General features: G+C 70.4%; 15 protein-coding genes and 1 pseudogene. 7 read left to right on the top strand and 9 right to left on the bottom strand.

Features of this window, described 5'->3' with window-relative positions; genetic code table 11:
• Position 1: 1 nt before the first annotated feature.
• The 6 genes from H4W31_RS15875 to H4W31_RS15850 all read right to left on the bottom strand — a co-directional run bounded on the left by H4W31_RS15875 (position 2) and on the right by H4W31_RS15850 (position 12070).
• Positions 2 to 5758, bottom strand: coding sequence for a type I polyketide synthase (locus tag H4W31_RS15875; protein WP_192767366.1), 5757 nt, complete (start codon positions 5756 to 5758; stop codon positions 2 to 4).
• On the bottom strand, positions 5755 to 6771 hold the full coding sequence (locus H4W31_RS15870; RefSeq protein WP_225945549.1) for an RnfABCDGE type electron transport complex subunit D: 1017 nt from the start codon (positions 6769 to 6771) through the stop codon (positions 5755 to 5757). Before H4W31_RS15870 ends, H4W31_RS15875 begins: the two co-directional genes overlap by 4 nt.
• A gap of 16 nt (positions 6772 to 6787) precedes the next feature.
• On the bottom strand, positions 6788 to 8866 hold the full coding sequence (locus H4W31_RS15865; RefSeq protein WP_192767365.1) for a CRTAC1 family protein: 2079 nt from the start codon (positions 8864 to 8866) through the stop codon (positions 6788 to 6790).
• Positions 8867 to 8869: 3 nt separating this feature from the next.
• Positions 8870 to 9844: a DUF1702 family protein gene (locus H4W31_RS15860; RefSeq protein WP_192767364.1), complete on the bottom strand. Its 975-nt coding sequence runs from the start codon at positions 9842 to 9844 to the stop codon at positions 8870 to 8872.
• Positions 9845 to 10038: 194 nt separating this feature from the next.
• Complete coding sequence (locus H4W31_RS15855; RefSeq protein WP_192767363.1) at positions 10039 to 11106, bottom strand: carboxymuconolactone decarboxylase family protein; 1068 nt, start codon at positions 11104 to 11106, stop codon at positions 10039 to 10041.
• A 49-nt stretch (positions 11107 to 11155) separates the two neighbouring features.
• Positions 11156 to 12070 (bottom strand): hypothetical protein, encoded by a 915-nt coding sequence (locus H4W31_RS15850; protein ID WP_225945548.1) that lies wholly within the window; start codon positions 12068 to 12070, stop codon positions 11156 to 11158.
• Between the two features lie 258 nt (positions 12071 to 12328).
• Between H4W31_RS15850 and H4W31_RS15845 the strand changes: the two genes are divergently transcribed.
• Together H4W31_RS15845 and H4W31_RS15840 are read left to right on the top strand one after the other, a co-directional pair.
• Positions 12329 to 12916: a hypothetical protein gene (locus tag H4W31_RS15845; protein WP_192767361.1), complete on the top strand. Its 588-nt coding sequence runs from the start codon at positions 12329 to 12331 to the stop codon at positions 12914 to 12916.
• A gap of 6 nt (positions 12917 to 12922) precedes the next feature.
• A complete protein-coding gene (locus tag H4W31_RS15840; protein WP_192767360.1) occupies positions 12923 to 13453 on the top strand; it encodes a copper resistance CopC family protein in 531 nt (176 codons plus the stop codon).
• 399 nt (positions 13454 to 13852) lie between these two features.
• On the opposite strand, the gene H4W31_RS15835 is transcribed toward H4W31_RS15840, so the two are convergent.
• Entirely contained in the window at positions 13853 to 14989 is a 1137-nt protein-coding gene (locus H4W31_RS15835; protein ID WP_192767359.1) for an IS701 family transposase, read from the bottom strand.
• A gap of 53 nt (positions 14990 to 15042) precedes the next feature.
• The gene (locus H4W31_RS15830; protein ID WP_192767358.1) at positions 15043 to 16035 is read right to left on the bottom strand and encodes a DUF1702 family protein; all 993 of its coding nucleotides are present in this window, start codon (positions 16033 to 16035) and stop codon (positions 15043 to 15045) included.
• A gap of 294 nt (positions 16036 to 16329) precedes the next feature.
• Between H4W31_RS15830 and H4W31_RS15825 the strand changes: the two genes are divergently transcribed.
• The 5 genes and pseudogenes from H4W31_RS15825 to H4W31_RS15805 all read left to right on the top strand — a co-directional run bounded on the left by H4W31_RS15825 (position 16330) and on the right by H4W31_RS15805 (position 21636).
• Positions 16330 to 16899 carry a DUF5987 family protein gene (locus tag H4W31_RS15825; protein ID WP_192767357.1) on the top strand — a complete coding sequence of 190 codons (570 nt, stop codon included), beginning with the start codon at positions 16330 to 16332 and terminating at the stop codon, positions 16897 to 16899.
• Positions 16896 to 18536, top strand: coding sequence for a GMC family oxidoreductase N-terminal domain-containing protein (locus H4W31_RS15820; RefSeq protein ID WP_192767356.1), 1641 nt, complete (start codon positions 16896 to 16898; stop codon positions 18534 to 18536). The genes H4W31_RS15825 and H4W31_RS15820 overlap by 4 nt, the downstream gene beginning before the upstream one ends.
• A 12-nt stretch (positions 18537 to 18548) precedes the next feature.
• Positions 18549 to 19655 carry a carboxymuconolactone decarboxylase family protein gene (locus tag H4W31_RS15815; RefSeq protein ID WP_192767355.1) on the top strand — a complete coding sequence of 369 codons (1107 nt, stop codon included), beginning with the start codon at positions 18549 to 18551 and terminating at the stop codon, positions 19653 to 19655.
• A 345-nt stretch (positions 19656 to 20000) separates the two neighbouring features.
• Positions 20001 to 20753, top strand: a pseudogene (locus tag H4W31_RS15810) (helix-turn-helix domain-containing protein); the annotation flags it as partial.
• A 205-nt stretch (positions 20754 to 20958) separates the two neighbouring features.
• Positions 20959 to 21636 (top strand): MerR family transcriptional regulator, encoded by a 678-nt coding sequence (locus H4W31_RS15805; protein ID WP_192767354.1) that lies wholly within the window; start codon positions 20959 to 20961, stop codon positions 21634 to 21636.
• Here H4W31_RS15805 and H4W31_RS15800 read toward each other — a convergent pair.
• On the bottom strand, positions 21612 to 22412 hold the full coding sequence (locus H4W31_RS15800; RefSeq protein WP_192767353.1) for a TIGR03084 family metal-binding protein: 801 nt from the start codon (positions 22410 to 22412) through the stop codon (positions 21612 to 21614). The genes H4W31_RS15805 and H4W31_RS15800 overlap by 25 nt on opposite strands.
• Positions 22413 to 22427 lie beyond the last annotated feature (15 nt).

The raw sequence follows: 22427 nt of genomic DNA, 5'->3' as shown, positions 1-22427 counted from the left end.
GCTAGGACCACCCGTCGGTCAGTATCGCGACCACCACCGGTTCGGGGACGCCGTGCAGGCGCGTCGCGAGCACGGCGATCCGCAGCGTGCCGGAGGAGAGCACCAGCCACCCGTCGCGACGCACCGTGCTCAGGGTGAGCGGGGCGTGCGCCGGGAGACCTGCCTTGCCCAGGCATTCCACGGCCGTCCAGATCCGGGTGGCGGCGGTGTCCGGCGCCTCACCCAGCTCCTTGGCGGTCAGCTCGGCCAGGTCGGCGTGCGGGCCGAGCAGCGCCCGCCATTCCGCCTGGTCCCGCTCGGCCACCGGCTCGATGTCGCAGCCGAGGATCCCGGCGGCGGCGACGCAGAGCGTCACCCCCGCGCCGTGCGAGACCGAGATCGTCCGGTCGCCGGCGACCTCGGGCCGCCCGTCCGGCCGGTACCGGATCTCGGCCCGGCCGCCGAGCGCCCGGCCGGCGGCCACCGCGGTATGCCGGCGGTCCCGGACGGACTGGTCCGGCTCCACCGCGACGCCGATCCGGGCACCGACGACGTCCTCCAGCGCCCGCTCCAGGTATGGACCGAGCAGCGGCGCCACCCACGGACCCCGTCCGTCCTTCTTCCGCACGGCGCGCAGGCGCAGGCCGTCCCACCGCTCGACGACCGAGCCGTCCGGGGTACGCACCGCGATGTCGTAGACGTACGTGTCGCCGTCGCGGCTGCGTTCCGTGGCGCAGAAACGCACCTCGTCGACGTCGTCCAGAGCCCGGCCGGCCGGGTGGACCCGGTCGACGCCGGCCGGCAACAGCGTGGCGTGCGGTACGCAGACCTGGTTTCCGTGCATGAGGGCGTCCCGCATGCCCGGATCGGCGAGCAGCCGCTCCCCCGGGAGTATCGGTGCGACCCAGTCGACCGTCGGGTCGACCGTCAGGTCGGCGTCGACGTGCCGGGCGGCGGCCCGGTGGTACCGCCGCAGCCGGTGGAACCGCTTGCCCTGGAACAGCGTGTCGCCGTAGAGGTCCCGGGCCGGGTCCAGCGGCACCGGCGGCAGCCCGTCGCCGACCTGCTCCGGCGGGCCGTCGGAGACGGCGGCGTCGGTGAAGCGCAGGTTGGCCCGGAAGTGGTCGACGACGAAGTCGGTCTCCGCGCTGCGGATGGCCACCGCCACGGTGTCGTCATCGACGACCGTCGCGGCGAGCCGGATCGTCGTGCTGCCGTCCGGCGGCACCACGATGGGACGCGAAAACTCGACCTCTTCGAGCACCGGCACGGTGCTGCGCCCGGTGACCGCGACCGCCGCCTGCACCATGGCCTCCATCCCGAACACCGCCGGGAAGAGGAGGTTGCCGTCGAGGAGGTGGTCGCCGAGGTAGCGGTCGGTGCCGGGGTTCAGCTCCACCTCGGTGACCAGCTCGACGCCGTGGTAGCGGACGAGCGGGCGGTCGATGAAGCGCAGCAGCGGCAGTTCGGGAGCCTCCCGGCGTACGGTGTCGATCCCGTCGGCCCGGCCGCTGACCACCACGACGGCCGGAGCGTCCGGATCGGACAGCAGCCGCCTCATCAGCCGTACGCCCTCGTCGGGGGTGATCGGCGTGATGCCGTCCCGGTGCAGACCCTCCACGACGGAGAGCCGCTCCCCCATGCCCACGCCGGACCAGACCGACCACTCCAGGCAGAGGGCACGGCACCGCGGATGCTGGGTGGCGACCTCGGTGGTGAGCTCGGCGAGCCACTCGTTGGCCGTGGCGTAGTGGGCTTCGCCACGTAGCCCGGCGCGGCCGATGATGCTGCCGAAGCTGACCAGCAGCCGCAGCCGGTCGGCGTCGACCGCGTCCAGGACCGCGCGCAGGCCGTCGATCTTTGGCGCGAACGTGCGGCGGAACGCCTCGGCGTCGAGGTTGGCCAGGGTCGCCGGCTCGTTGCGGCCGGCGCCGTGCAGCACGGCGGTGACCGGTCCGAACACGGCGGTCACCTCGGCGACGGCCCGCCGCACCTGGGCCGCGTCGGTCACGTCGGCGCGCGCGTAGTGCAGCCGCACGCCGGCCGCCGCCATCCGGCTCAGGTTCGCCGCGAGCTCCGGGTCGTCCGCCGGGTCGGAGCGGCCGAGCACCGCCATCTTCGCGCCGGTGTCGGTGGCCAGCGCCAGCGCGCACTCCGCGGTGATGCCCTTCCCGCCGCCGGTGACCAGCAGCACGTCCTGCTCGTCCAGCGGCTGGGTCACCCGGGTGGGGCGTACCGACATCGGGCGCAGGGTCGGCACCCGCCGTACCCCGGCGGCGTCGTAGTGCGCCTCGGCGAATCTGGCCGTGCCGCGCACCTCGGCCACCACGTGGCCGACGGCCGCCGACGTGGGCGGCACATGCACGATCGTGGTGCGCACGTGCGGCGACTCCAGCCGGAGCGTCTTGGCGAGGCCCGCCGCGCCGCGGCCGTGTTGCACCAGCACGAACCGGGTGCCGGCGGTGCCGGCAGCGGCGGCCTTGGCGCCCAGCAGGGCCAGTTCGAGGTGCTGCTCGGCGCAGTCCTGCGGCAGGCACACCAGGATGCCGGAGCCGACGTCCGCGCGCTCCAGGGCGTGCCGCAACAGCTCGGCGACCGGGCTGTCGGCGGACGCGTACACCCGCCACCGGCCGTTGGCCTCGGGCTCGCCACGCGAGGGCGGTCCAGTCTCGTCGAGGTCGACCCGGAACGCCCGGGACCAGGCCGCGGCGCCGGCGACGACTGCGGACGGCCCGTCACCGGCCAGCGCGTTCTCTGCGAGCTCTGCCAGCGCGTCGGCCAGTTCGCGTACCGTCGCGGTGGCGAAGTTCGTCGGTCCCTGCGTGGCGGGCAGGGCGACCTGCTGGGCCACCTGGTTGACCAGCTGCCCGACGGTGATCGAACTCAGATGCAGGTCGTCGAGCAGCCGGCTGTCCTCGCCGACCAGCTCCAGTGGCAGCTCCGCCCGCTCCGCCGCCAGCCGGCGCAGGGTGTCCACTATCGACTCGCCGGAACGGTCCGGCCCGTCGGGCGCGGCGGGCGCCTCGGCTGGTGTCCGGCGGACGGCACTGCGCAGGTGGATCGGCGGCGCCGCCTCGCAGGGGCTGGCGAAGAAGGTGAACTCGGCGCCGACCTGGAGCGGACGGACGGGACGACCGTGGAAGAGCCCGGCGTGCACCGGCGCCGCACCGACGACGTACGCCGCGCCTACCACGGCGAGCAGCCCGGCGAGCGACTCGTCGTCGGTGTCCAGCGCCACGGCCGGTACGTCGGTGGCCACGGCTGCCAGCCCGGCGAGCACCCGGCCCGGACCGACCTCCACGAACAGGTCGATGTCCTTCGCCGCCAGCTTCACCGCCTGGGTGAACAGCACCGGATCGGTGATCTGGCGGCGCAACAGCGCCGGCACGTCGGTCTCCGGCGCCAGTGGCTCGCCGGTGACCGTCGAGACGATCCGCCGCCCGACCGGTCCCACCCGCTCCTCGGTCAGCCGTCCCGCGAAGACCTCGGCGGCGGGCGCGACGAGCGGTGAGTGGAACGCGTGTGACACCGGCAGACGGCGCCAGCCGACCCCGGCCGCGTCGGCCCGGCGTCCCACCTCTTCGAGGTCGGCGACGGTGCCGGCGACCACCGTCTGTTGCGGTCCGTTGTAGGCGGCGATCACCACCGGCAGGCCGCTCACCAGCGGCTCCGCCACCTCCGGCGACTCGTTGATCCCCACCATGGTGCCCGAGGCGCTGTGCTCGGCCATCGTGCGGCCACGGACCGAGGCGATCCGCAGCAGCGTCTCCTCGTCCAGCGCGCCGGCCCAGTGCAGTGCCGAGATCTCGCCGAGACTGTGCCCGACGGCCACGGCGGCCTCCACACCGAGCATCGTCAGCGCGCGCAGGCCCGCCGCCGAGCCGGTGACGATCCGCGGCTGGGCGACCGTGGTCGCCACCATGTCGCCGCCCTCGGGTAGGGCCGCCGAGGCGTACACCTCCGCCACCTCGAGGAAGCGACGGCGCAATGCGCCACCGCTGGTGCCACGGCCGGACCCCTGGCCCGGAAAGAGGAAGGCGATCCGGCCGGGCCCGCTGGCGTGGCCGAGGAAGCCCCGCCCGTCCGCCGTGAAGAGTGTGGTCTCGCCTGCGTCCAGCGCCTCGCACAGGCCGCGGACCCGTCGCTCGGCGTCATCCGGCGAGGAGACCACGACGGCCGCCCGGTACGGCCCGCCGCGCAGTTCCCGATGCAGGGTGGCGGCCAGGTCGGCGAGCTGGGCGTACGACAGTCTCGGCACGAAGTTGAGTACCAGTCCCAACCGCGTACGCAGTTCCGCCGGGGTGACGCCGTCGACGACCAGCAACTCCGTGTCCTGCACCGAGCAGGCCAGCGCACGGGTACGGGTGTCGAAGGGCACCCGGCGTGTCGGGTCGGCCTGGTCGAGCACGATGTGCGTGTTGATGCCGCCGAACCCCATGGCGGTCACACCGGCCCGCACGGCGGTTCCGGTCGGCCACGGCTCGGCTTGGCGCAGCACCCGCAGCGCCGCCTCGTCCTCCTCCAGCAGTTGGTGCGGCTCGACGCAGCCGACGGCCGGCGGGAGCACCTGGTGGTGCACCGCCATCGCGGCCTTGATCAGGCCGGCCACTCCGGCCGCCGCCTTGGTGTGCCCGATCATTCCCTTGATCGAGCTGATCACGGCCGGCGGCACCTCGGGGCCTGCCGCGCGCCGCGCGAGGGAGAGCGCCTTGAGTTCGGTCGCGTCACCGACCTCGGTGCCGGTGCCGTGTCCCTCGAACAGGCCGATGGTCTCGATGCCGAAGCCGGCCCGCTCGTACGCGCGGCGCAGGGCGAGCTGGTACCCGCTCACCTCGGGCCGGGTGATGCCGCCCTTGCCGTCCGACGAGATGCCCCAGCCGGCGATGGTGGCGTACACCCGGTGTCCGGCCTGCCGGGCCTCCTTCTCGCGCATCAGCACGACCATGCCGCAGCCCTCGCCCGGCCAGAAGCCGTTGGACCTGCGGTCGTAGACGCGCATCTCGTGCCGGGCCAGGGCGCCCGTCTTGGCGAACCCAATGAGTTCGAACGGATCGATCGAGAGGTCCACACCGCCGGCGACCGCGACGTCGACCTCCCCGTCGACGAGGGTCTTGCAGGCCGTGGCCACCGACAGCAGCGACGAGGAGCACGCGCCGTCGACGGTGTACCCGCCACCCTTGAGGTCGAAGTGGTTGCAGATCCGCCCGGCGATGGTGTTGGACAGCCCGCCCGCCAGCGTGTCCTCGTCGATCTGCGGGAACGGGCTCTTGAAGGTCTCCTCGAAGTCGTCCAGGAACGTCGAGAGCTGGTCGTCGTCCCAGTCCTGGTCCTTCAGAGCGGCGGCGACCATGCGGCGGACGTAGGGCCACCGCAGGCGCAGTTGGTTGGCCCGGGAGAACTCGCCGGTCAACGTGTTGCCGACGACGACGCCGGTGCGCTCGCGCGGCAGTCCCTCGGCCATCGGGAAGCCCGCGTCGGCGAGCGCCCGGGCCGCCGTGTCCAACGCCAGCCAGTGGGTCAGGTCGGTGGAGCGGTAGGTGCTTCCGGCGACCTTGTAGGCGATCCGGTCGAACCGGTACCCCTCGATGACCGCCGCCATCCGGGCGTAGAAGCGGTCCGGGGTCGCAGGGTCCGCGTCGTAGTAGTCTTCCAGCCGCATCCGCTCGTCCGGGAGGCGCCGGAACGCGCGCCGGCCGGCCAGTGCGTTCTCCCACAGTTCCTTCGGCGATGTGGCGTCCGGGTACTGGCACGCCATTCCGACGACAGCGATCCGGGTCATGCGGTCACCACCTCCTTGCTGGCCGACTCTTCGCCGGCGGGTTCACGACCGTTGGGGGAGGCGGCGACGCCGACGGGGGACGCCGCGGCCGCGGCGGCGGCGGCCGCTGCCTCACGCTGCTCGCGGGCCTGGTGTACGAAGTGGACCGACCACAGGAAGCCGCCCCGGACCAGACAGACGATCGCCGTGGCGAAGAAGATCCCGTACGCGATGCCGGCGCCCGTGATGACGCCGTAGACGACGGCCACCCCGGCCCCGAACGCGACCTGCGAGGCCGGGCGGGACGGGCTCGTGCCGGGATCGGTGACCATGTAGTTGGTGAACAGTACGAACGCGACGCCGGTCATCATCGCCAGGGCGGCCGGGATCGAGGTGTCCAGGACAAGCCCGCGGAAGACCGCCTGCAGGGCGAACGCGCCGAGCCAGCCCATGATCAGCCACATCCGGCCGGTGAGCATCCCGTTGATCATCGTGCCGCCGAGCACGATGATCGCCGGGATGATCCAGTCCACGACACCGCCGACATGTTCGGTGAAGTGGTACGGCGGCGCGACGCTGGCCCACGGGAACAGCAACAGGATCACCGTGATCCCGAAGTTCGACGGGTTCATGTAGTGCCGCAGCCGGCCCCGTACCGGCGCGCGCAGCACCCACTTGGCGCCGATCGCGACGGCGATGCCGAACATCATCGGCAGCAGCCGGTCGTTGACGTAGATCAGCATGTTGAGCGCGAGGCTCGTGATGTGCGCCGGGTAGAGGAACTCGACCATGCCGCGTACCCCGCCGCCCAGGAACCGCGGGGCCCGCCCTTCCGCACGGGCGCCGACCATCTCCAGGCCGATCTCGATCGTGTATCCGGTCAGGATCGCGATGAACGGCCAGGTCCAGGACTGCTCGAAGCCGAAGAGCGTGTAACCGAGGATGTTGAACACGGTGATCGAGATGGCGAAGTTGCGCAGCGCCTTGATCACCTTTGGGTCGTGCCGGGGTGGATTCTTGGTCTTATCCGCCATCTCCGCCATCTCCGCCTCACTTCTCCAGCGCTTGCGTACCGAGCTCGAGCGCATGCCAGCCCGGGTCCAGTCGAAGGTCTTGTCGGTGCACCTGCCCAGCACGGTCCCGCCACGTCAGGTGGACCTGCACGGGTCCGCTGACATCGCGGCCCAACCCGATGTGCACCTCGTGGCTGCGTTTACCGGAGTGCCCGCTGCCACCGTCCACCCGGCCGAGCAGCGTCCGCCCGTCCTCCGTGGTGACCGTCACCTGCGCGCCCACCACCGGGGACCCGGGTGCCGGCGACGCGACCGCCGTACCCGAGGCGGGCGGCGTGGCCGTGGCGTCGGACGGCGGCGGTACGGCCGCGCCACCCTGCGCCGGCGGTACGGCCGCGGCACCCTGCGCCGGCGGTGTGCCGGCGGTGTCCGAGGCCGGCGCGGCCGGATGGGTGAGCCGCAGTCCCAGGAACGCACCCGGAGACGGACTCTGGTTGTGGTAGAAGACCGGCGCGTCCCACTGCCGGGCGACGGCGAAGTCGAGCCGGCCGTCGCCGTCCGCGTCACCGGTCGCGATGCCACGGGTCGGCACCGGAACCGCGAGGCCGAGCTGTCCGGCCACGTCGGTGTAGCGCCCGCCCCGGTCCTTGACGAAGAAGTGCAGGCGCTGGGCCCCTCCGATGTCGTCGCCCTGCTCCAACCTCGGCCAGAACTTCGGGTGCTCCAGCAGGCCGTCGTTGGTCATGGCCAGTTCCTGGAGCTGGGGCCAACGGTTGACCTCGCCCTTGAGGAACCCGGTGGCCTGGGCCACCTGCAACTCTCCGCCGTTGTCGAAATCGGCCAGTTTCACGTCCCAGCCCCAGCCGGACCAGGCGAGCCCGAGCGGCGCGCTGCGATCCTCGAAGGGCGCCTTGCCGTCGTCGAGCCGAGCGCGCAGCTCGTCGACGTTCTTCGCGGTGTTCACGAAAGCGAAGTGGCTCTCCTCCAGCCCGAACGTGGTGGTGATGTTGCTGACGTACATGTCGTACAGGCCGTCGCCGTCGATGTCGCCGAAGTCGACGCCCATGCCCTTGAAGGAGTCCGCCCCCACCCGCTTGGAGTTGGGCACGAATGGCTCCCGGGGGGCCTTGACGGCCGAGAACTTGAAATGTCCCGGCGTGGACTGGTTGTAGAGCAGGCGATCCGGGCCGAAGTCGTGGGCCAGGTAGAGCTCCTGCCGGCCGTCGCCATCGAAATCGTTGGCGCCGGAGGCGAGCGCCCAGCCCTTCGACACATTTCTCGGCAGGGCGTCCGAGACCATCTCGTAGGTCACCGTGGGCTGCGCCCCCGAGGTGGCGCCGGTCCACCGGAACAGGTAGTCCTCGCCGCCGTTGAACGCATGCGACATCGACCGGTTCATCGCCACCCCGCCGGCCTTGGTGTCGTCCAACACCGGACCGTGCGGAAAGTAGTTCCCGACGTAGATGTCGAGGTGGCCGTCGCCGTCGAAGTCGTCGACCGCGACCGTGTTGGTGTTCCACAGCGGGCCGCCGTACCGCGTGCCGCTCGCCCCGGGCAAAAGTTCGACAGCCTGGTAGAAGGCCGGGTTGAGGGTGGTGGCATCTGCCCGCGCCAGGTAGAGGATCGGCGTACGCCCCCACAGGTAGACGAGCAGGTCCATCCGCCCGTCCTCGTTGAAGTCGCCCGGAACGCACCCCATCGGGGCCGACGCCCGCTGCGTCGGCAACGCCGTGAGATCCACCGCGAACGGCGCGTACCGGTCCGCCCGCAGCCCCGGTACCGGCGTCACCACGACCTGGTCGATGCGCGGGTCGCTGATGCACAGGTCGTTGGCCAACCCGTCACCGTCGAGGTCGTTCATGGCGATGCCGGCGCCCACCGAGGAGATCCAGGCGTCGATGTGCCGGTAGTTCTGGTTCACCTTGCGGACCGTCTGCTGAGGGAAGCCGCCCGGCATCGCGACCGAGTACGGCGTGAACCCGAACCGGCTCGCCAGGCTGTCCAGTTCGGCGGAGGAGGCGGTGGGGAGCCGGGCCGCCTGGAACAGCGTGGCCATCAGGGCCACCGCGACGATCCCGGCGAGCTGCCTGCGCAGCCAGCCCGCTTTCTTGGCCATGTGCTAGCACCTTCCGATAGAGACGAACTCGTTGGCGACCCGCCGCCGCCACACCTCGTAGGCGGGCTCGTCGCCGCGAACCGGGGCGTCCGGACGGTTTCCGTCGCTCATCTGCGCGGCCTCGGCGGCTGGCATGCCACAGAAGACGCGGGTGGCGACCTCGTTGTGCGGCACCACCAGGCCGGCGCGTAACCGGGCGGAGGCGGCGAACGCGGCACCCTGGGCGACCTGCGGCCGGCAGTCCCCGGCCGCGTCCCACAGGGTCCTCAGCTCGGACTCGTCCGCCCCGCCCGCGTAGGTGGCCGCCAGGCCGGTGCCGGCGTACAGGTCCGGCCACCGGTGCCGCGGGAACGTCTCGATCGTCTTGACGACGAGTGCGGGGGCGGTGCCGCAGACGAACCACAGCGCCCGACCGACGCCCTGGTCGAGGACACGGTTCGCGTACCACTGCGGGCCCTCCACCGGCCATGGGAAGCGGTCGTGCTGGTACCGCTCGTGCACGTACCGGTTGGTGTGGAAGTACGCCTGGTGGAAGCCGTACCCGTCGAGGGCGAGCCAGCGCAGGACCGGATCGGTGGGTGCGATCCGCGTCCAGAGCACCCGGGGCAGCCGCGCCATCGCCCAGCCGATACCCACATAGGCCATGTAGACGTGCGACTGTCCCCGCCCGGCAAGGAACCGCGAGATATTGTCGCCTCGACCAAACGGCAGGGCGTCACGAATGGCGAACCCCATCGCGGCACCCTCGTAGGCGAATCCTCGAAAGCGCACCGTGACCCGTTCGAGTCCCACTTCGGCCTCACCGGTGGTGCGCGCCTCGGCAGCGTGAGAGAAGCCACCAAGGAAGGTACTCCCAATCGTCTCCAGCAATTCCTTGGATTCCGCGTCCTTCTCGTGGAAGCCGCGAACGCCCAGCTTGGTTGCGGAGGTACTCGGGGTCAGAATGCGCCGCCGCAGTCCTCGCCAAACACTAGTCAACTCTCCCCCAAGGCATTAGATGGCCGTTGGTCGGCATTTACGAACAACCTTCGCAGAGGAATCGAACCGAGTCTTCTTCCGCCTTGCTGCGGTCTTCTTCAAAGATGCTTTCCGTCATTGTCGCGGACACAGGAAAGCACCTCAACGACGAATGAGGAGAACCACAGGGGCATTGATCGATTGACGCGTGTGAATCAGGAGATGCAGTGGGCCAGATGGAGGCTGCCGATCCGCCGGGCGGCCGCGTAGCTCGCCCACGCGGTCGCCTCCACCAGTGCGGCGTCCAGCGGCTCGATCAGCCGGAACTCGCGCACGGTGTCCTCGTCGACCTGATGGGACGCGAACGCGGTCAGCAGAGCCAGGCGCCCGGCGGCCCGGTCGGCCACCGGCAGGTCGGCGACGAGCCGCTCGCACCACTCCCGACTCAGGCCCGCCTCCTCGCCCCGCCAGCTGGCGAGCCGGTCGACCACGAGTTGCCGCACCCCCGGTGACAGGGCCCGCTCACCGGCGCGCTCGAACGCGGCGAAGGAGCGTGCCACCGCCTCGGCGATCTCCGGATGCCCGACCGCCCAGCCGGCGTCCGCCGGCAGCGGCGCACCGGGCAGCAGCGGAAGCGAGCGGCCCGCCGGGTGCACCTCCCGCAGGGAGGCGTTGAGCATCAGACTGATCCCGTGCTTGACCCGGCGGCGGGCGCGCGGACCCAGCCGTGGGGGTAGGAGGAAGTTCGCCAGGAAGACATTGACCATGCGGCCGAGGTAGTGGAAGCCCACGACCACGCCCACCAGCTCGGCGCGTTCGGCCGGGGAGAACGGCGGTCGCCGGAACACCGCCTCGTCCGGCTGGTGCGCGTTCCGCGCCCACGCCGCCAGGTCCCGGATCCGGGGATCGGCCATCTCGTCCACCCGGTCGTCCGCGACGGCCTCGGCGTCGTGCTCGGTGGCGAGGCTGTAGATGCCGATGCTGTGCATGTCGACGCAGTACGGGCAGATGTTCGCCACCGAGACGGCTGCCGCGACCGCCTCCTTCCCGAGCCGGTCGACCACGCCACCGGCCAGCAACGGCTCACGCATCAACATCCAGTACGCGGCCAGGGCTTCCGGCGCGGGCGAGTGCAGCAGGACCGGTGGCACCACCAGCCGCATCTCCTCCGCGACCTGCCGGTAGACCGCCGCCACCTGCCCGTCGGCGTTCGCGGGCGGGACGGTCCTGACGTACTTGACCTGCCGCTGGACGACAGACGAGATGACCCGACCGGCAACCATTGCTCCTCCTGCGCCTTGACGACCTACCGCCGGCCCACGACCGGCGTCCCTACGACCACGGCGCGGTCGGGTACCACGGGATGATCTCGCGGCGGGCCAGCAGCCGGACATCCCAGTAGAGGAACGTGAAGACCCCGGCCACCAGGAGCGCGACCGCCGTGATTGTCGCGACCCGGCTCGGCCTGGCGGAGAGCCACCGCCGCAGACGCGACCCGCCGACCAGCGCCACGACGGCGAAGAACACCCCCATCACCATGATGTTGCCGAGCGACTGCAGCGTGAACGCGAGCGCGCCGTAGAGCGGGTTGCCACTCTCCGCCGCATCCCTGAACATCTGCCGGAACAGGGCGAAGGGCCGTCCGATGAGGAACCCGCCGATCAGCGCCCCCAGCACGACCATCGGCGCGTTCGGGAACCTCCGCGAGACGCGCGCGAACGGGTCGGACACGATGCCGAGGGCAGCGAGGCCCAGGTAGGTCATGGCGAGCCCGATGAGGCCGAAGACCACCAGCGACTGGACGCTGCGTGGAGAGAGGCCGCCAGGGGTGTTCGCCGCCGTCGAGAACTGCGGCATCGCGGTCCCGACCAGCCCGACGATCGCGCCGTACGTGGCGGACACCGAGATCATCCCCACCGACAGCCAGCCCAGTGGCTTGAACATCTGCCACAGCCGGCTCCATCGTCCGCCCGTACCCAGCATGGGTGCCATCGCACCGAACACGGCGATGTTGCAGGCCGTGAACGTCCCCGCGAGCCCGGAGACGAACGCGAACGCCACCCCTGCGCCGATTCCGGCGATCGGGGTCTCCCGGGCGTCGTGCCCGAGCAGCGTGTCCGCCACGCTGTCGCCGATCGTGCTGTCGACGAACTCCGCGGACCAGACCACGGTGAGCAGATACCCGCCCAGGACGCTCAACGCGAGCACCAGCCACCGCCGGCGCGGGAAGTGGCCATTGACCAACATGGACGTCGCGCGTGGCGCCGGGCGCGGCGTGTCCGCCGTCTCCGGTCGTCCGACCCCAGCAGTTATCCGGCCTGTCATCGTGCCTCCCCGGCAGTGCCCGACTTTCCCGTACTCGCCAGGATGCGACGGCAGGCCGCGACGGTGTTCTCCCAGGATGCGCTCCAGTGGCGACACACTGCGCAACCTGGAAGAACAGCTCTGTAACAAAGCACGACTACCGTCGGCGAGATCGGTAGTTCCCCCGGGAGGGAGATAACCATGGTCAGCGGCTCGGCGATCGCCTCACCACCTGGTGTGATCGCGCGGATCAACGGAAGCCACCACAAGGCGGCGTTGAACCTGTACCTGTTCATCGTCGTGGCGCACTGGGCCGAGCACCTGGTCCAGGCGTACCAGATCTGGGTGCTCGGCATGCCGCGGCCGGAGGCGCGCGGAGTACTGGGCTGGTACTTCCCGTGGTTGGTCACCTCCGAGTGGCTGCACTACGGTTACGCGCTCCTCATGCTGGTGGGCCTGTTCCTGCTGCGGCCCGGATTCGTCGGGCGCGCCCGGACATGGTGGACGGTGGCGTTGGTCATCCAGTTCTGGCACCACATCGAGCACCTGCTGCTGCTCATCCAGGTGCAGGCCGGCGTCACCTTCTTCGGCGCGGCGCAGCCGACGAGCATCGTCCAGCTCTTCCTCGCCCGGGTCGAGCTGCATCTGTTCTACAACTCCATCGTGTTCATCCCGATGGTGATCGCGATGTACCTGCACCTGCGCCCGAACCGGGCCGAACTGGCCGTGACCACGTGCAACTGCGTCACCCGCTCCAGGTCCAACCAGCCCGCGCCGTCGGCAGCCTGACCGGCCATGCCCTCCCGCGCCACCGCATCCCTCGCGCTGGCCCTTCTCGGTGCCGCTGCCGGCATCGTCCTGGCGGCGCCAGCGGCCGCCAGCGCGCAGGGTCACCTCGTCTCAAGCGACCCGCGGGACCAGGCGGTGCTCTCCGTCGGGCCACGCGGCGTACGGCTGACCTTCTCCGGCGTGCCCGTGGCGGCGGGTTCGCACGTCTCCGTGCTGGACGGCGGCGGCGCTGATCTGGCAACCGGTCCGCTGGTGGTCAGGCCGGGTCGCATCGTCTGGCAGCCGATCGCCGTCGAGCCGCCGGGTGACGTGGTCGTCGCCTACCACGTCGAACTCTCCAACGGCAGTGACGCGTCCGGCGTCCTACGCTTCAGCGTCGGCACCGGAGAGCCGCCCGCGCCGCTGCGCGCCGTCATACCCACCGGCGGCCACACCCACGGCCCCGACCCGGTCAGTGCGTTTCTGCTCGTCGTCGACGGGCTCGTCGTCCTCGGCGTACTGGCGCTGTTGTGGCTGCGCCGGCCGGTCCCGCCATGACCGGGAGGGCCGGCCCGGCCCGCCGGCACCGGGCCGGCCACCTCCCAGATGCGTCAGGCCCTAGGGCGTGTCTCGCGGGCCTACTGGTGGGCTGCGGCGGGCCCAGACGACGCAAGGCGGAGATTCGTCCGGATACAACACCGGTATCCGGACGAATCTCCGCCTTGCCGGATCGCCGCCTGAACTCCGCCTCGCTCCACCGAGATCCGCGAGACACGCCCTAATACTGCAACGGCAGTTGTCAGGGGTAGCCGTGTTGTCGGTAGTGGCAGGTTCGGGCTTGGTGTTGGCGTCGTCGTCGCCATCTCGACCAGGACCAGACGTGTTCTGGTGGGTGGGTTTGTCGCACGGCCAGTGCGGTGAGGAGCCTGCGGATCTCCGGTACGGTGTAGCCGATCATCATGCCGGTGCTGCTGTCGGTTCCCCTTTTACGGCAAGGGATCGGGCCACGGACAGCCAGGCGTGGGCGGCCATCGACAGGGTGATGTGGGCGTACCAGGCCCGCCAGTCCCGTACCTGGTACTCATCCAGACCCGCTTCGTTTTTCGCCTGTTGGAAGCATTCCTCGATCGCCCACCTACTGCCGGCGACCCGGGCCAGGTCGACCAGACGGGTCCGCCGGGGTCCGTAACAGACGTAGTAGGCGATCTCCCCGGTGGTGATACTGCGGCGGGCGAGGAGCCAGTACCCGCGTCCCGGTTTCCAGAACACGCGGACCGGCACCCGCGCCCACCAGTACTCCCTGGGGCCGTGCGCTCCAGCGCCGGCGGACAGGCGGCACCATGCCCGGTCCGGCAGGCCCGCGATCAACTCGTCCGCGCGGGCTCGACCCATGCCGGTGGTGACCATGTCGTCGTTGCGGCGGGTCGCGACCACATACGCCACGTCCCGCTGTTCCAGCCAGACCCGCAGCGACTTGCACTGGCCGTAGGCCTCGTCCATCGTCACCCACCCGACCGGCACCCCCGCGTCCAACGCCCGGCCGAGCATCGTGCGGGCCATCTCCACCTTCGTGGCAAATTCCACCTCGTCCGGGATACCGGCGGCCCGGCACCGGTCCCGGTCATCGGTCCACGACACCGGCAGGTACAACTGCCGGTCGATCAACGCGTGCCCACGAGCTGACCGGTAGGCCAGGAACACCCCGACCTGGCAGTTCTCCCTCCGCCCCGCGGTCCCGGAATACTGCCGTTGAACTCCGGCCGACCGGACGCCCTTCTTCAGGAACCCGGTGTCATCCACAATCAGCACACCCCGCGGGTCACCGAGATGCTCGACCACGTAGTCCCGAACGTCGTCACGGACCGCGTCGACGTCCCAGTCCGCCCACCGCAACAACCGCTGCATCCCGTCCGGCGACACATCCCCGGCCAGCTCCGCAAGGGTCCACCCGTTCTTCCGGTCCAGGCTGGTGACCAGCCCACACATGTACTGACGAGCCCGCCGTCTCGGCTCCGCCCGACGAAACCGGGCCGCTATCCGACCGTGGAGCTGGTCCAACTCAGCATGCCACCGAACAACATCGACATCCGTCACGCGATACCCAACGAACGTGAACACAACTCGACTCGGTCAGTGCCGTTGCAGTACTAACTCGGGGTGTCGTGCAGTTGGGACGCCACCCGCGCCTCGACCCGCTGCCGCCAGAGCTCGTAGGCAGGCTCGGGTCCGGGACCGAACCCGTCCGCCGCGACGTCGTCGGCCAGCGTAGCGGCGGCCCGGACCGTCATCCCGGCGAGGACGCGGGTCGCCAGCTCGCTGTGCGGAGGCACGAAGCCGGCGAAGTCCCGGGCCTTGGCCGCGAACACCGCACCCTGCGCCAGGTACGGCAGCCTGTCACCGGCCGCGCTACGCAGCACCGTGAGGCCGTGCGCGTCGCTGCCGCCGGCGAAGGTGGCCGCCAGGCCGACACCACTCCACAGGTCGGGCTGGCGCTCCGTGGCGAAGCGGTGGACGGCCGTCGCCACATCCGGCGACACTCCGCCGTGGATGAACCAGAGGGCGCGGCCGATGCCCTGGTCGACAGCGCGCGGGAAGTAGTCGGCCCGGCCCTGCCACGGGTACGACGCCGGCCGCTGCTGCTGGGTGACCCAGCGGTCGGTCTCGAAGTAGGCGCGGTCGAAGCCGTACCCGTCGACGGCCAGCCAACTCATGGTCGGGTAGTACGGCACGCCGCTCAGGTCGGGCAGCACGTTCCGCCACAGGAACCGGGGCAACCGGGCCATCGCGAACCCGATGCCGATGTACGTGAGGAAGGTGTGCGGCCGGCCGGGTCCCCGCAACAGGTCCCGGGCCCGGTTGCCGCGACCGCCCGCCATCGCGTCGCGCACCGTGTAGGCCATCGCGGCACCCTCGTACGCGAACCCCCGCATCTCGGCTTCCACCAGCTCCAGCCGGCGTTCGACCTCCCAGCGGGCCCGCACCTCGATCGCCCACTCGAAGCCGCACAGGACGGCCTGAGGAATGGCCTCCAGCCGGCGAGTCGCCTCGCTGGCACGGACCGGAAAGCCGCGCGCCCCGAAGGTCACCTCGGCGAAGGACGGCGTCAACGCCAAACGGCGCAGCGAACCGAGCATCGGCATGCGTGGCTCCTAATCCGATAACGTGGACAACTCATCTCATCGTGGCGCGGCCATCTCGAAAAATCCGTCTCCTGCCGTGCGCTGTCGGGCTCGGGCCCCGGTTTCCGGCCGCCCGACGCCAGCGCAACGCAGAAGATGATTTCCAACCCCTGTATCGGGAGGATCGTTGTCTAACGGATCGGAATTCCCCGACCATTCGTGCGCATCTTCCCCGACACGATTACCGCCCCGGCGGACCCGATCGTCTGGAGCAGGACGCCCACGACAGGCTCCGTCACGAAAGGAGGGGATGCCGTGCAGCCCGACGAACACGACGCAGGGCCGGCCCGCACAGCCACCATAGAGGCATTCGCCGACACCATCATCCCCGGAGAGAAGCGGTCACCGGGCGACCGGGCCATCGCGGGCGCCGATTCGACCGGGGGAGCGGTCGCGGCGGGCGCCCTCGAGCTGCTCGAACAACCCGGCGGTGGTTTGGCGGAGGCGTTGGATTCGCTGTTCTACACGCTGAACGACCACGCTGCCGGATACGCCGCGAAGCACGGTCTCGTGCTCGACGACGACGTACCCGCCTTCGTCGCACTCCCCTTCGAGCACCGCACCGCGCTGGTGCGCGAACTCACCGCGCCCGAACATCCCGAGAAACAGATGTGGGTGGCTCTGGCACTTTTCAGCAACATGGCATTCGACAGCGCCGCGCACATCAGCACGGCCGAGGCTTTGGCCAGCCGGCATCCGGGCCTGTTGACGATCGGCTATTTTCCGCCGGATGCCGACGGTCTTTCCCGGTTTCCGCAGTATTCGTACGGACGAGTCCTTGCCCCGAGCCATCCGCAGACCACGGTGACAGGTGATCCAGCATGACAACAGCCACCGAGTCGACAGACGTCGTCGTGATTGGCAGCGGCTTCGGCGGCGCCATTGCGGCCTATCATTTCGCCGCCGGCGGAGCCCGCGTCGTGGTCCTGGAACGCGGACCATGGCTCAAGGCCGAAGAATTCGAGCACGACTACAAGTTGGGCTCGTCGTACACCCGCGTCTTTGATTTCGTGGTCGGCGACGGGATGAGCGTACTCAGCGGCAACTGCGTCGGCGGGGGCAGCGTGGTCTATTTCGCCACGATGCCGCGAGCGCCGCGGTTCGTCTTCGAGCGGCACGGCAGCATCGGCCGCCGGATGTGGCCGGCCAGCATCAGCAGGGACAATCTCGATCCCTGGTACGACCGGGTCGCCGAGGCGCTGCCGGTCACTCGGCAGTCCTGGGACAGGGTGCCGTACGCGGGCGGCCTGTTCGCGGCGGCCTGTGCGCACGCCGGCCGCACCGCCAACCCGCCGCCGGCCGCCGTCGATCTGGACGAGTGCGTCAACTGCAACTGGATGATGGCCGGTTGCCGGTTCGACGCCAAGCGCTCGCTGTTGCTCAACTACCTGCCCGCCGCGCTCGCCCACGGCGCCGGCATCCGGCCGTTGCACGAGGTCCAGCAGCTGACCAGGAACGACGACGGCGGCTACCGGGTGCATTACCGGATCATCGACGACGAGGACTACCGGATCCTGCACGAGAGCGGCGCGATCGACGCCAAGCTGGTCGTCCTGGCGGCGGGCGCGGGCGCGACGCCGGTGATCCTCCAGCGCTCGGAGGCCGCCCTCGGCCCGATGCCGCACGCGGTGGGGAGGTACTTCTCCGGCAACGGCGAACGCCTCAACACAGCGGTCTTCGACGAGGACCGGGTGCGCGAGGTCCTGGGACTGTCACGCCCCGGTGGACACGCCTACGCGGCGTACCAGATCGGCCGCGGGCCGACCGTGGCGAGCTGGGACCGGCTGGACGGCCGCCTGCCGGAGTACGAGCGCTTCTCGCTTGAGCAGTTGTACTTCCCGCCCGGGCTCGGCACCATCCTGGCCCAGGCGCCCGGCGCCGCCGACCCGTCCTGGTTCGGTCTGCCGAAGAAGGAGATGCTGCGGCGCTGGCAGTCGTGGCTGACCATCTTCACGATGTCCGAGGACGACAACGAGGGCGTTTTCGGGCCGCCGCCGGAAACCGGCAACGCACACCGGCTCTCCATGCAGATGTTGGGTGACGGGCCGCTGCGGTACAGGCCCACGCCCAACACCTGGCGCGGGTGGTCGCTCGCGGACGCTGAGGTCAAGGACATCCTGGAGCGCGACGGGCTGGCGCGGGTGGCGCCGTGGACCAACGATCTGGTCGGTGCCTACACCGTGCACCCGCTGGCATCCTGCCGGATCGGGGACGATCCGGCGACGTCGGCGCTCGACGACCGGCACGAGCTGCGCGGGCATCCCGGCATCTTCGTCACCGACGGCTCGGCGGTGCCGGGGGCGTTGACGGTCAACCCGGCGCTCACCATCGCGGCGCTGGCGGAGCGGGCCATGCCCGGCATGGTCCGGGCGGCCCAGGAGCGGGGCGTCGCCGTGAGGTACGGCGCACCCGCGCCCGGCGCCGGCACGGCCGCCCGGGTCGCCACGGCTCAGACGGCATGACGGGGGTGCGTCATGGGATCGCTGTTCGCACGCGTCGCGCGCCGGGCGTCCTTGGCGCACATCCGGCACGTCGCCCCGGTCGCACCGGGTACCGAGACGGGCCTGGTGGCCCAGGTGTACCAGCAGATGGAGGCCGACTTCGGCATGGTCGCGCCGCCGATAGGGCTGCACGCGCCCGCGCCGGCCACTCTCGCCGCCAGCTGGCTGATGCTGCGGGAGTCACTGCTGGCGGGTGGCGTGGTCGGCCGTCCGGTCAAAGAGGCGGTGGCGGCGGCGGTGTCGGTCGCCAACCGGTGCCCGTACTGCGTCGAGGTGCACGGGGCGGCGCTGGCGGGCCTGTCGTCCGGCCGGGACGCCGCCGCGATCGTCGCCGGCCGGTTCGAGGCTGTCGCCGACCCGCGACTGCGGGAGCTGGCCCGCTGGGCCTGGGCGAGCGGGAAGTCGGAGGGCGCCGGGCGGTCGGCGCCCTTCCCCGCCGGGCAGGCACCGGAGATCATCGGGGTGGTGGTGACCTTCCACTACATCAACCGGATGGTCAGTGTGTTCCTCACCGAGTCACCGCTGCCGCCGGTGCCGGCGTCGGCGCTGGGAGCGGCGCGGCGGGGGGCCAGGTTCGTCATGGGAAGCCTGGCACGGCGACGTCCCGCGCCGGGCACCTCGTTGGACCTCCTGGCTGACGCGCCGCTGCCGCCGGACCTGTCCTGGGCAGCCGGTCGGCCGCCAGTCGCGGCCGCCTTCGCCCGGGCCGCCGCGGCCTTCGAGGACGGCGGGCGGCGTGCTGTGACCGCCGAGGTACGAGGTTTGGTGCTGGATACGCTGGCCGGCCGGATCGGCATCGAGCCGGGGCTCGGCGCGCCGGCCTGGCTGGACGAGGCGATCGCGGCCGTGCCGGTGGGCGACCGGCCGGCCGCGCGGCTCGGCCTGCTCACCGCGTTCGCCCCCTACCGGGTGACCGGCGGACTGGTCGACGAGGTCCGGGGCGCTCTCGACGAGGCGGGGCTGGTCCAACTCACGTCATGGGCAAGCTTCGCCGCGGCGCGAGCGATCGGTGCCCGGTTGTGGCGGACCGGGTCGGCGCCGCAGACAGGGGCGACAGAATTGGACCTGGACGTTTCCTGACGATGACGAGGCAGCTACGCCGGTGAAGTGGTGCGCACCGCTATCCGATTTTCACTTCACGATTGCTCAAAGTATCGACGGGAACGAATCTCAGTGTTGCTGGACGGCCCTGGCTAAGTTAACCTCGACATGGCGCAGCGCATCGACGGGGGCTAGCGACCAGGCACAGCCGGAGCAGGGGGCTCCGACGACAATACTTCTATTATCTACCCAGTGACTGATACTGACGGGCAGCCGGAGTTGGCAAGCCTGCCTGCTTTCTACGTCTCTGCTGGTTCGACCACTGCCGACGCGTTTTGGTAACCGATTCAAGGCCGACCATTCGAGTCCTCGAGAGGAGCAGGGGTGGACGATCCAATCGAGCAGGCCGTGGGTCGCGCTATCGCCGCGATGCGCGAAAACCTCGGAGAACAGCTCACAGTAGACGACATCGCACGTGCCGCCATGTTCAGCAAGTTTCACTTCACCCGCATATTTCAACGTGCCACCGGCGTTTCTCCTGGTCGCTTCCTTTCTGCATTGCGGTTGCAGCGGGCGAAGCATCTACTGGTGTCGACATCTCTCAATGTGGCAGACATCAGCGTTCGCGTCGGCTACAACAGTGTCGGCACCTTCAGTACCCGATTCAGCAGAAGTGTAGGAATGTCGCCGACAACCTATCGTCGGCGGTCCGGATTTGCGCCGAACATACCCCTGGACCCGCATTTTGGTGGCATGGACAGACGCTCGTCCGGCCGGGTCTCGGGACGAGTGTGGCCGGCCCAGACGGAGGAAATCAGCCTCATCTTCGTCGGACTCTTTCCCGATCGGATACCACAGGGCCGGCCCGTGCGGTGCGCCATTCTGTCCGGGCCCAGCCAGTACCGGTTCGACAGCGTGCCGCCCGGCACGTGGTATCTGCTGGCGCAGGAGGTGACCGGGGATCCACGGGCGGCGATCGGCGAGTCCGACGGCTCCGACGGAGCGGTCTCAGTCGCCACGAACGGTCCGTTGACCATCAGCCGCGATACGCTCATCCAGGCCGATCTGGCACTCAAGCCGGCGGGCACACTGGACCCACCCGTGTTACTGGCCCTGCTCGACGCCCGGAACACGGCGTTGGGCGGAGTGCCGGAGTCTGAGCCACCCCGCGCCGCAGCGACCCGCCCGACCGGGGACGCCACCTCGGTGGAGATCGCCATACCGGGCAGAGCCACGCATATCGACACAAATGCCTGCGTTGACGTTAGTGATAATTTTGGCGAACTCAGCCAGGTGCGGTGCGGCACCTCTGGAACCACAAGCAACGCCCGCGGGGGGCTTGATGCGCATCTCCGATCTCAGCCGGCGGACGGGGGTCCCTGTTGCGACGATCAAGTTCTATCTACGCAGGGGTCTGCTCCCCCGAGGCGTACCGACGCAGCGGAACCAGGCGGAGTACGGCGAGAGACACCTGCACCTGATCCGCCTCATCAGGGCCTTCACGAACATCGGACAGCTCGACCTCTCCACCGTCGGCGAGCTGCTCACAGCCATCGGTAACGAGCGACTGTCGGTTCCGGACCTGTACGAGGTCGTGAACCGGGCGCGTTTCCAGGAGCAGCCGGCTCTCGACGACGTCAGCGGAATGAGTGGCGCGCGATCCGACGTGGACTTTTTCATCCAGAGGCTGGGCTGGCACGTCGACCCGGAAGTGGCGGGCAGGCTGGCGCAGGTGGTGGTGACACTGCGCCAGCTCGGCTGCGAGTGCGACATGGACTTCTTCGGCCCGTACGCGGCCGCGGCCGAGCGGCTCGTCGTCCAGGAGCTCGACCTGCTCCCGTCGGACGCGGCCAGCACCGACCGGGCCGCCGCCGTGGCACGGATGGTTCTCCTCGACGCCGCGCTGGCGACCGTGCACCGGATGGCGCAGGAGCACTTCGTGGCGCAGCGCTTCGACGCGGCTTCGCCGGCAACCGGTGAGACGGGAGCCGTCGGTCACCGCACCGGAGTCACGAATTGACCGGGGCGGCGCCCAGGCCCGGCCGGCCCCCGGTATGCCTGTGCGATGTCGAGCCACCGGTCGGCGTCCACGCCCGTCGCCGTGAGCCCGAGGTCGTCGCGGTGCCGGCGCCGTGTCACCAGCAGGCAGAAGTCGACGGCCGGACCGGTGATCCGGTTTTCGCTGTCGGCCGGGCCGAACGTCCACACCGTGCCCGACGGCGCGGTGAGTTCGAAGCGGAACTCGACATCCGGGGTGGCGAGGCCACGCGCCTGGTATCCGAAGTCCCAGGTGCGCACCGCGAAGGCGACCAGATGACCGACGCGGTCGGTGTATTCACGTCGTACGCCGAGCGCGTCGGTGATGTCCTGGCCGTGCCCGAACAGCTCCATGAGACCGGCCGAGGCCAACACCGCCACAGGCAGCGGACGAACCAGCCAGGGCACGACGAGGTCCGGCGGCACGGCCGCGAGAGCCTGCTCCGCGCGGGCACGTTCGGCACGCCACCGGGTCAGCAGGACGTCCGGCGGCTCGGCCAGAAACTCGGCCAACGCGTTGGCCACGTTCGCGTCGAAGTCGCCGCCGAGCCGCGCCGTCATGGCACTGAACCGGTCCGGACTCGCCACCGCCAGCGCCGCCATCCGGAAGGTGGCCGCCAGGTGGGCGATCTGGTGGGCGATCGTCCAGCCGGGCGCCGGCGTGGGCAGCGCCCACTCGGACGCGTCAAGCTTGCCAACCATCCGGTCCAGTTCGTCGCCCTCCGCGACGAGGTCCAGGACCACTCTTGTCTCGTTCATCCGTCTGCCACCTCT

Origin of the sequence: Plantactinospora soyae (assembly GCF_014874095.1) — a bacterium.
Taxonomy (GTDB): Bacteria; Actinomycetota; Actinomycetes; order Mycobacteriales; family Micromonosporaceae; genus Plantactinospora; species Plantactinospora soyae.
This window is presented reverse-complemented; position numbering and strand designations above follow the sequence as displayed.

Coding starts and splice junctions, on each gene's coding strand:
- H4W31_RS15805 (WP_192767354.1), top strand. CDS start 20,959: ATGCGCATCTCCGATCTCAGCCGGCGGACGGGGGTCCCTGTTGCGACG.
- H4W31_RS15870 (WP_225945549.1), bottom strand. CDS start 6,771: ATGGCGGATAAGACCAAGAATCCACCCCGGCACGACCCAAAGGTGATC.
- H4W31_RS15820 (WP_192767356.1), top strand. CDS start 16,896: ATGACAACAGCCACCGAGTCGACAGACGTCGTCGTGATTGGCAGCGGC.
- H4W31_RS15865 (WP_192767365.1), bottom strand. CDS start 8,866: ATGGCCAAGAAAGCGGGCTGGCTGCGCAGGCAGCTCGCCGGGATCGTC.
- H4W31_RS15875 (WP_192767366.1), bottom strand. CDS start 5,758: ATGACCCGGATCGCTGTCGTCGGAATGGCGTGCCAGTACCCGGACGCC.
- H4W31_RS15815 (WP_192767355.1), top strand. CDS start 18,549: ATGGGATCGCTGTTCGCACGCGTCGCGCGCCGGGCGTCCTTGGCGCAC.
- H4W31_RS15845 (WP_192767361.1), top strand. CDS start 12,329: ATGGTCAGCGGCTCGGCGATCGCCTCACCACCTGGTGTGATCGCGCGG.
- H4W31_RS15855 (WP_192767363.1), bottom strand. CDS start 11,106: ATGGTTGCCGGTCGGGTCATCTCGTCTGTCGTCCAGCGGCAGGTCAAG.
- H4W31_RS15840 (WP_192767360.1), top strand. CDS start 12,923: ATGCCCTCCCGCGCCACCGCATCCCTCGCGCTGGCCCTTCTCGGTGCC.
- H4W31_RS15830 (WP_192767358.1), bottom strand. CDS start 16,035: ATGCCGATGCTCGGTTCGCTGCGCCGTTTGGCGTTGACGCCGTCCTTC.
- H4W31_RS15800 (WP_192767353.1), bottom strand. CDS start 22,412: ATGAACGAGACAAGAGTGGTCCTGGACCTCGTCGCGGAGGGCGACGAA.
- H4W31_RS15850 (WP_225945548.1), bottom strand. CDS start 12,070: ATGTTGGTCAATGGCCACTTCCCGCGCCGGCGGTGGCTGGTGCTCGCG.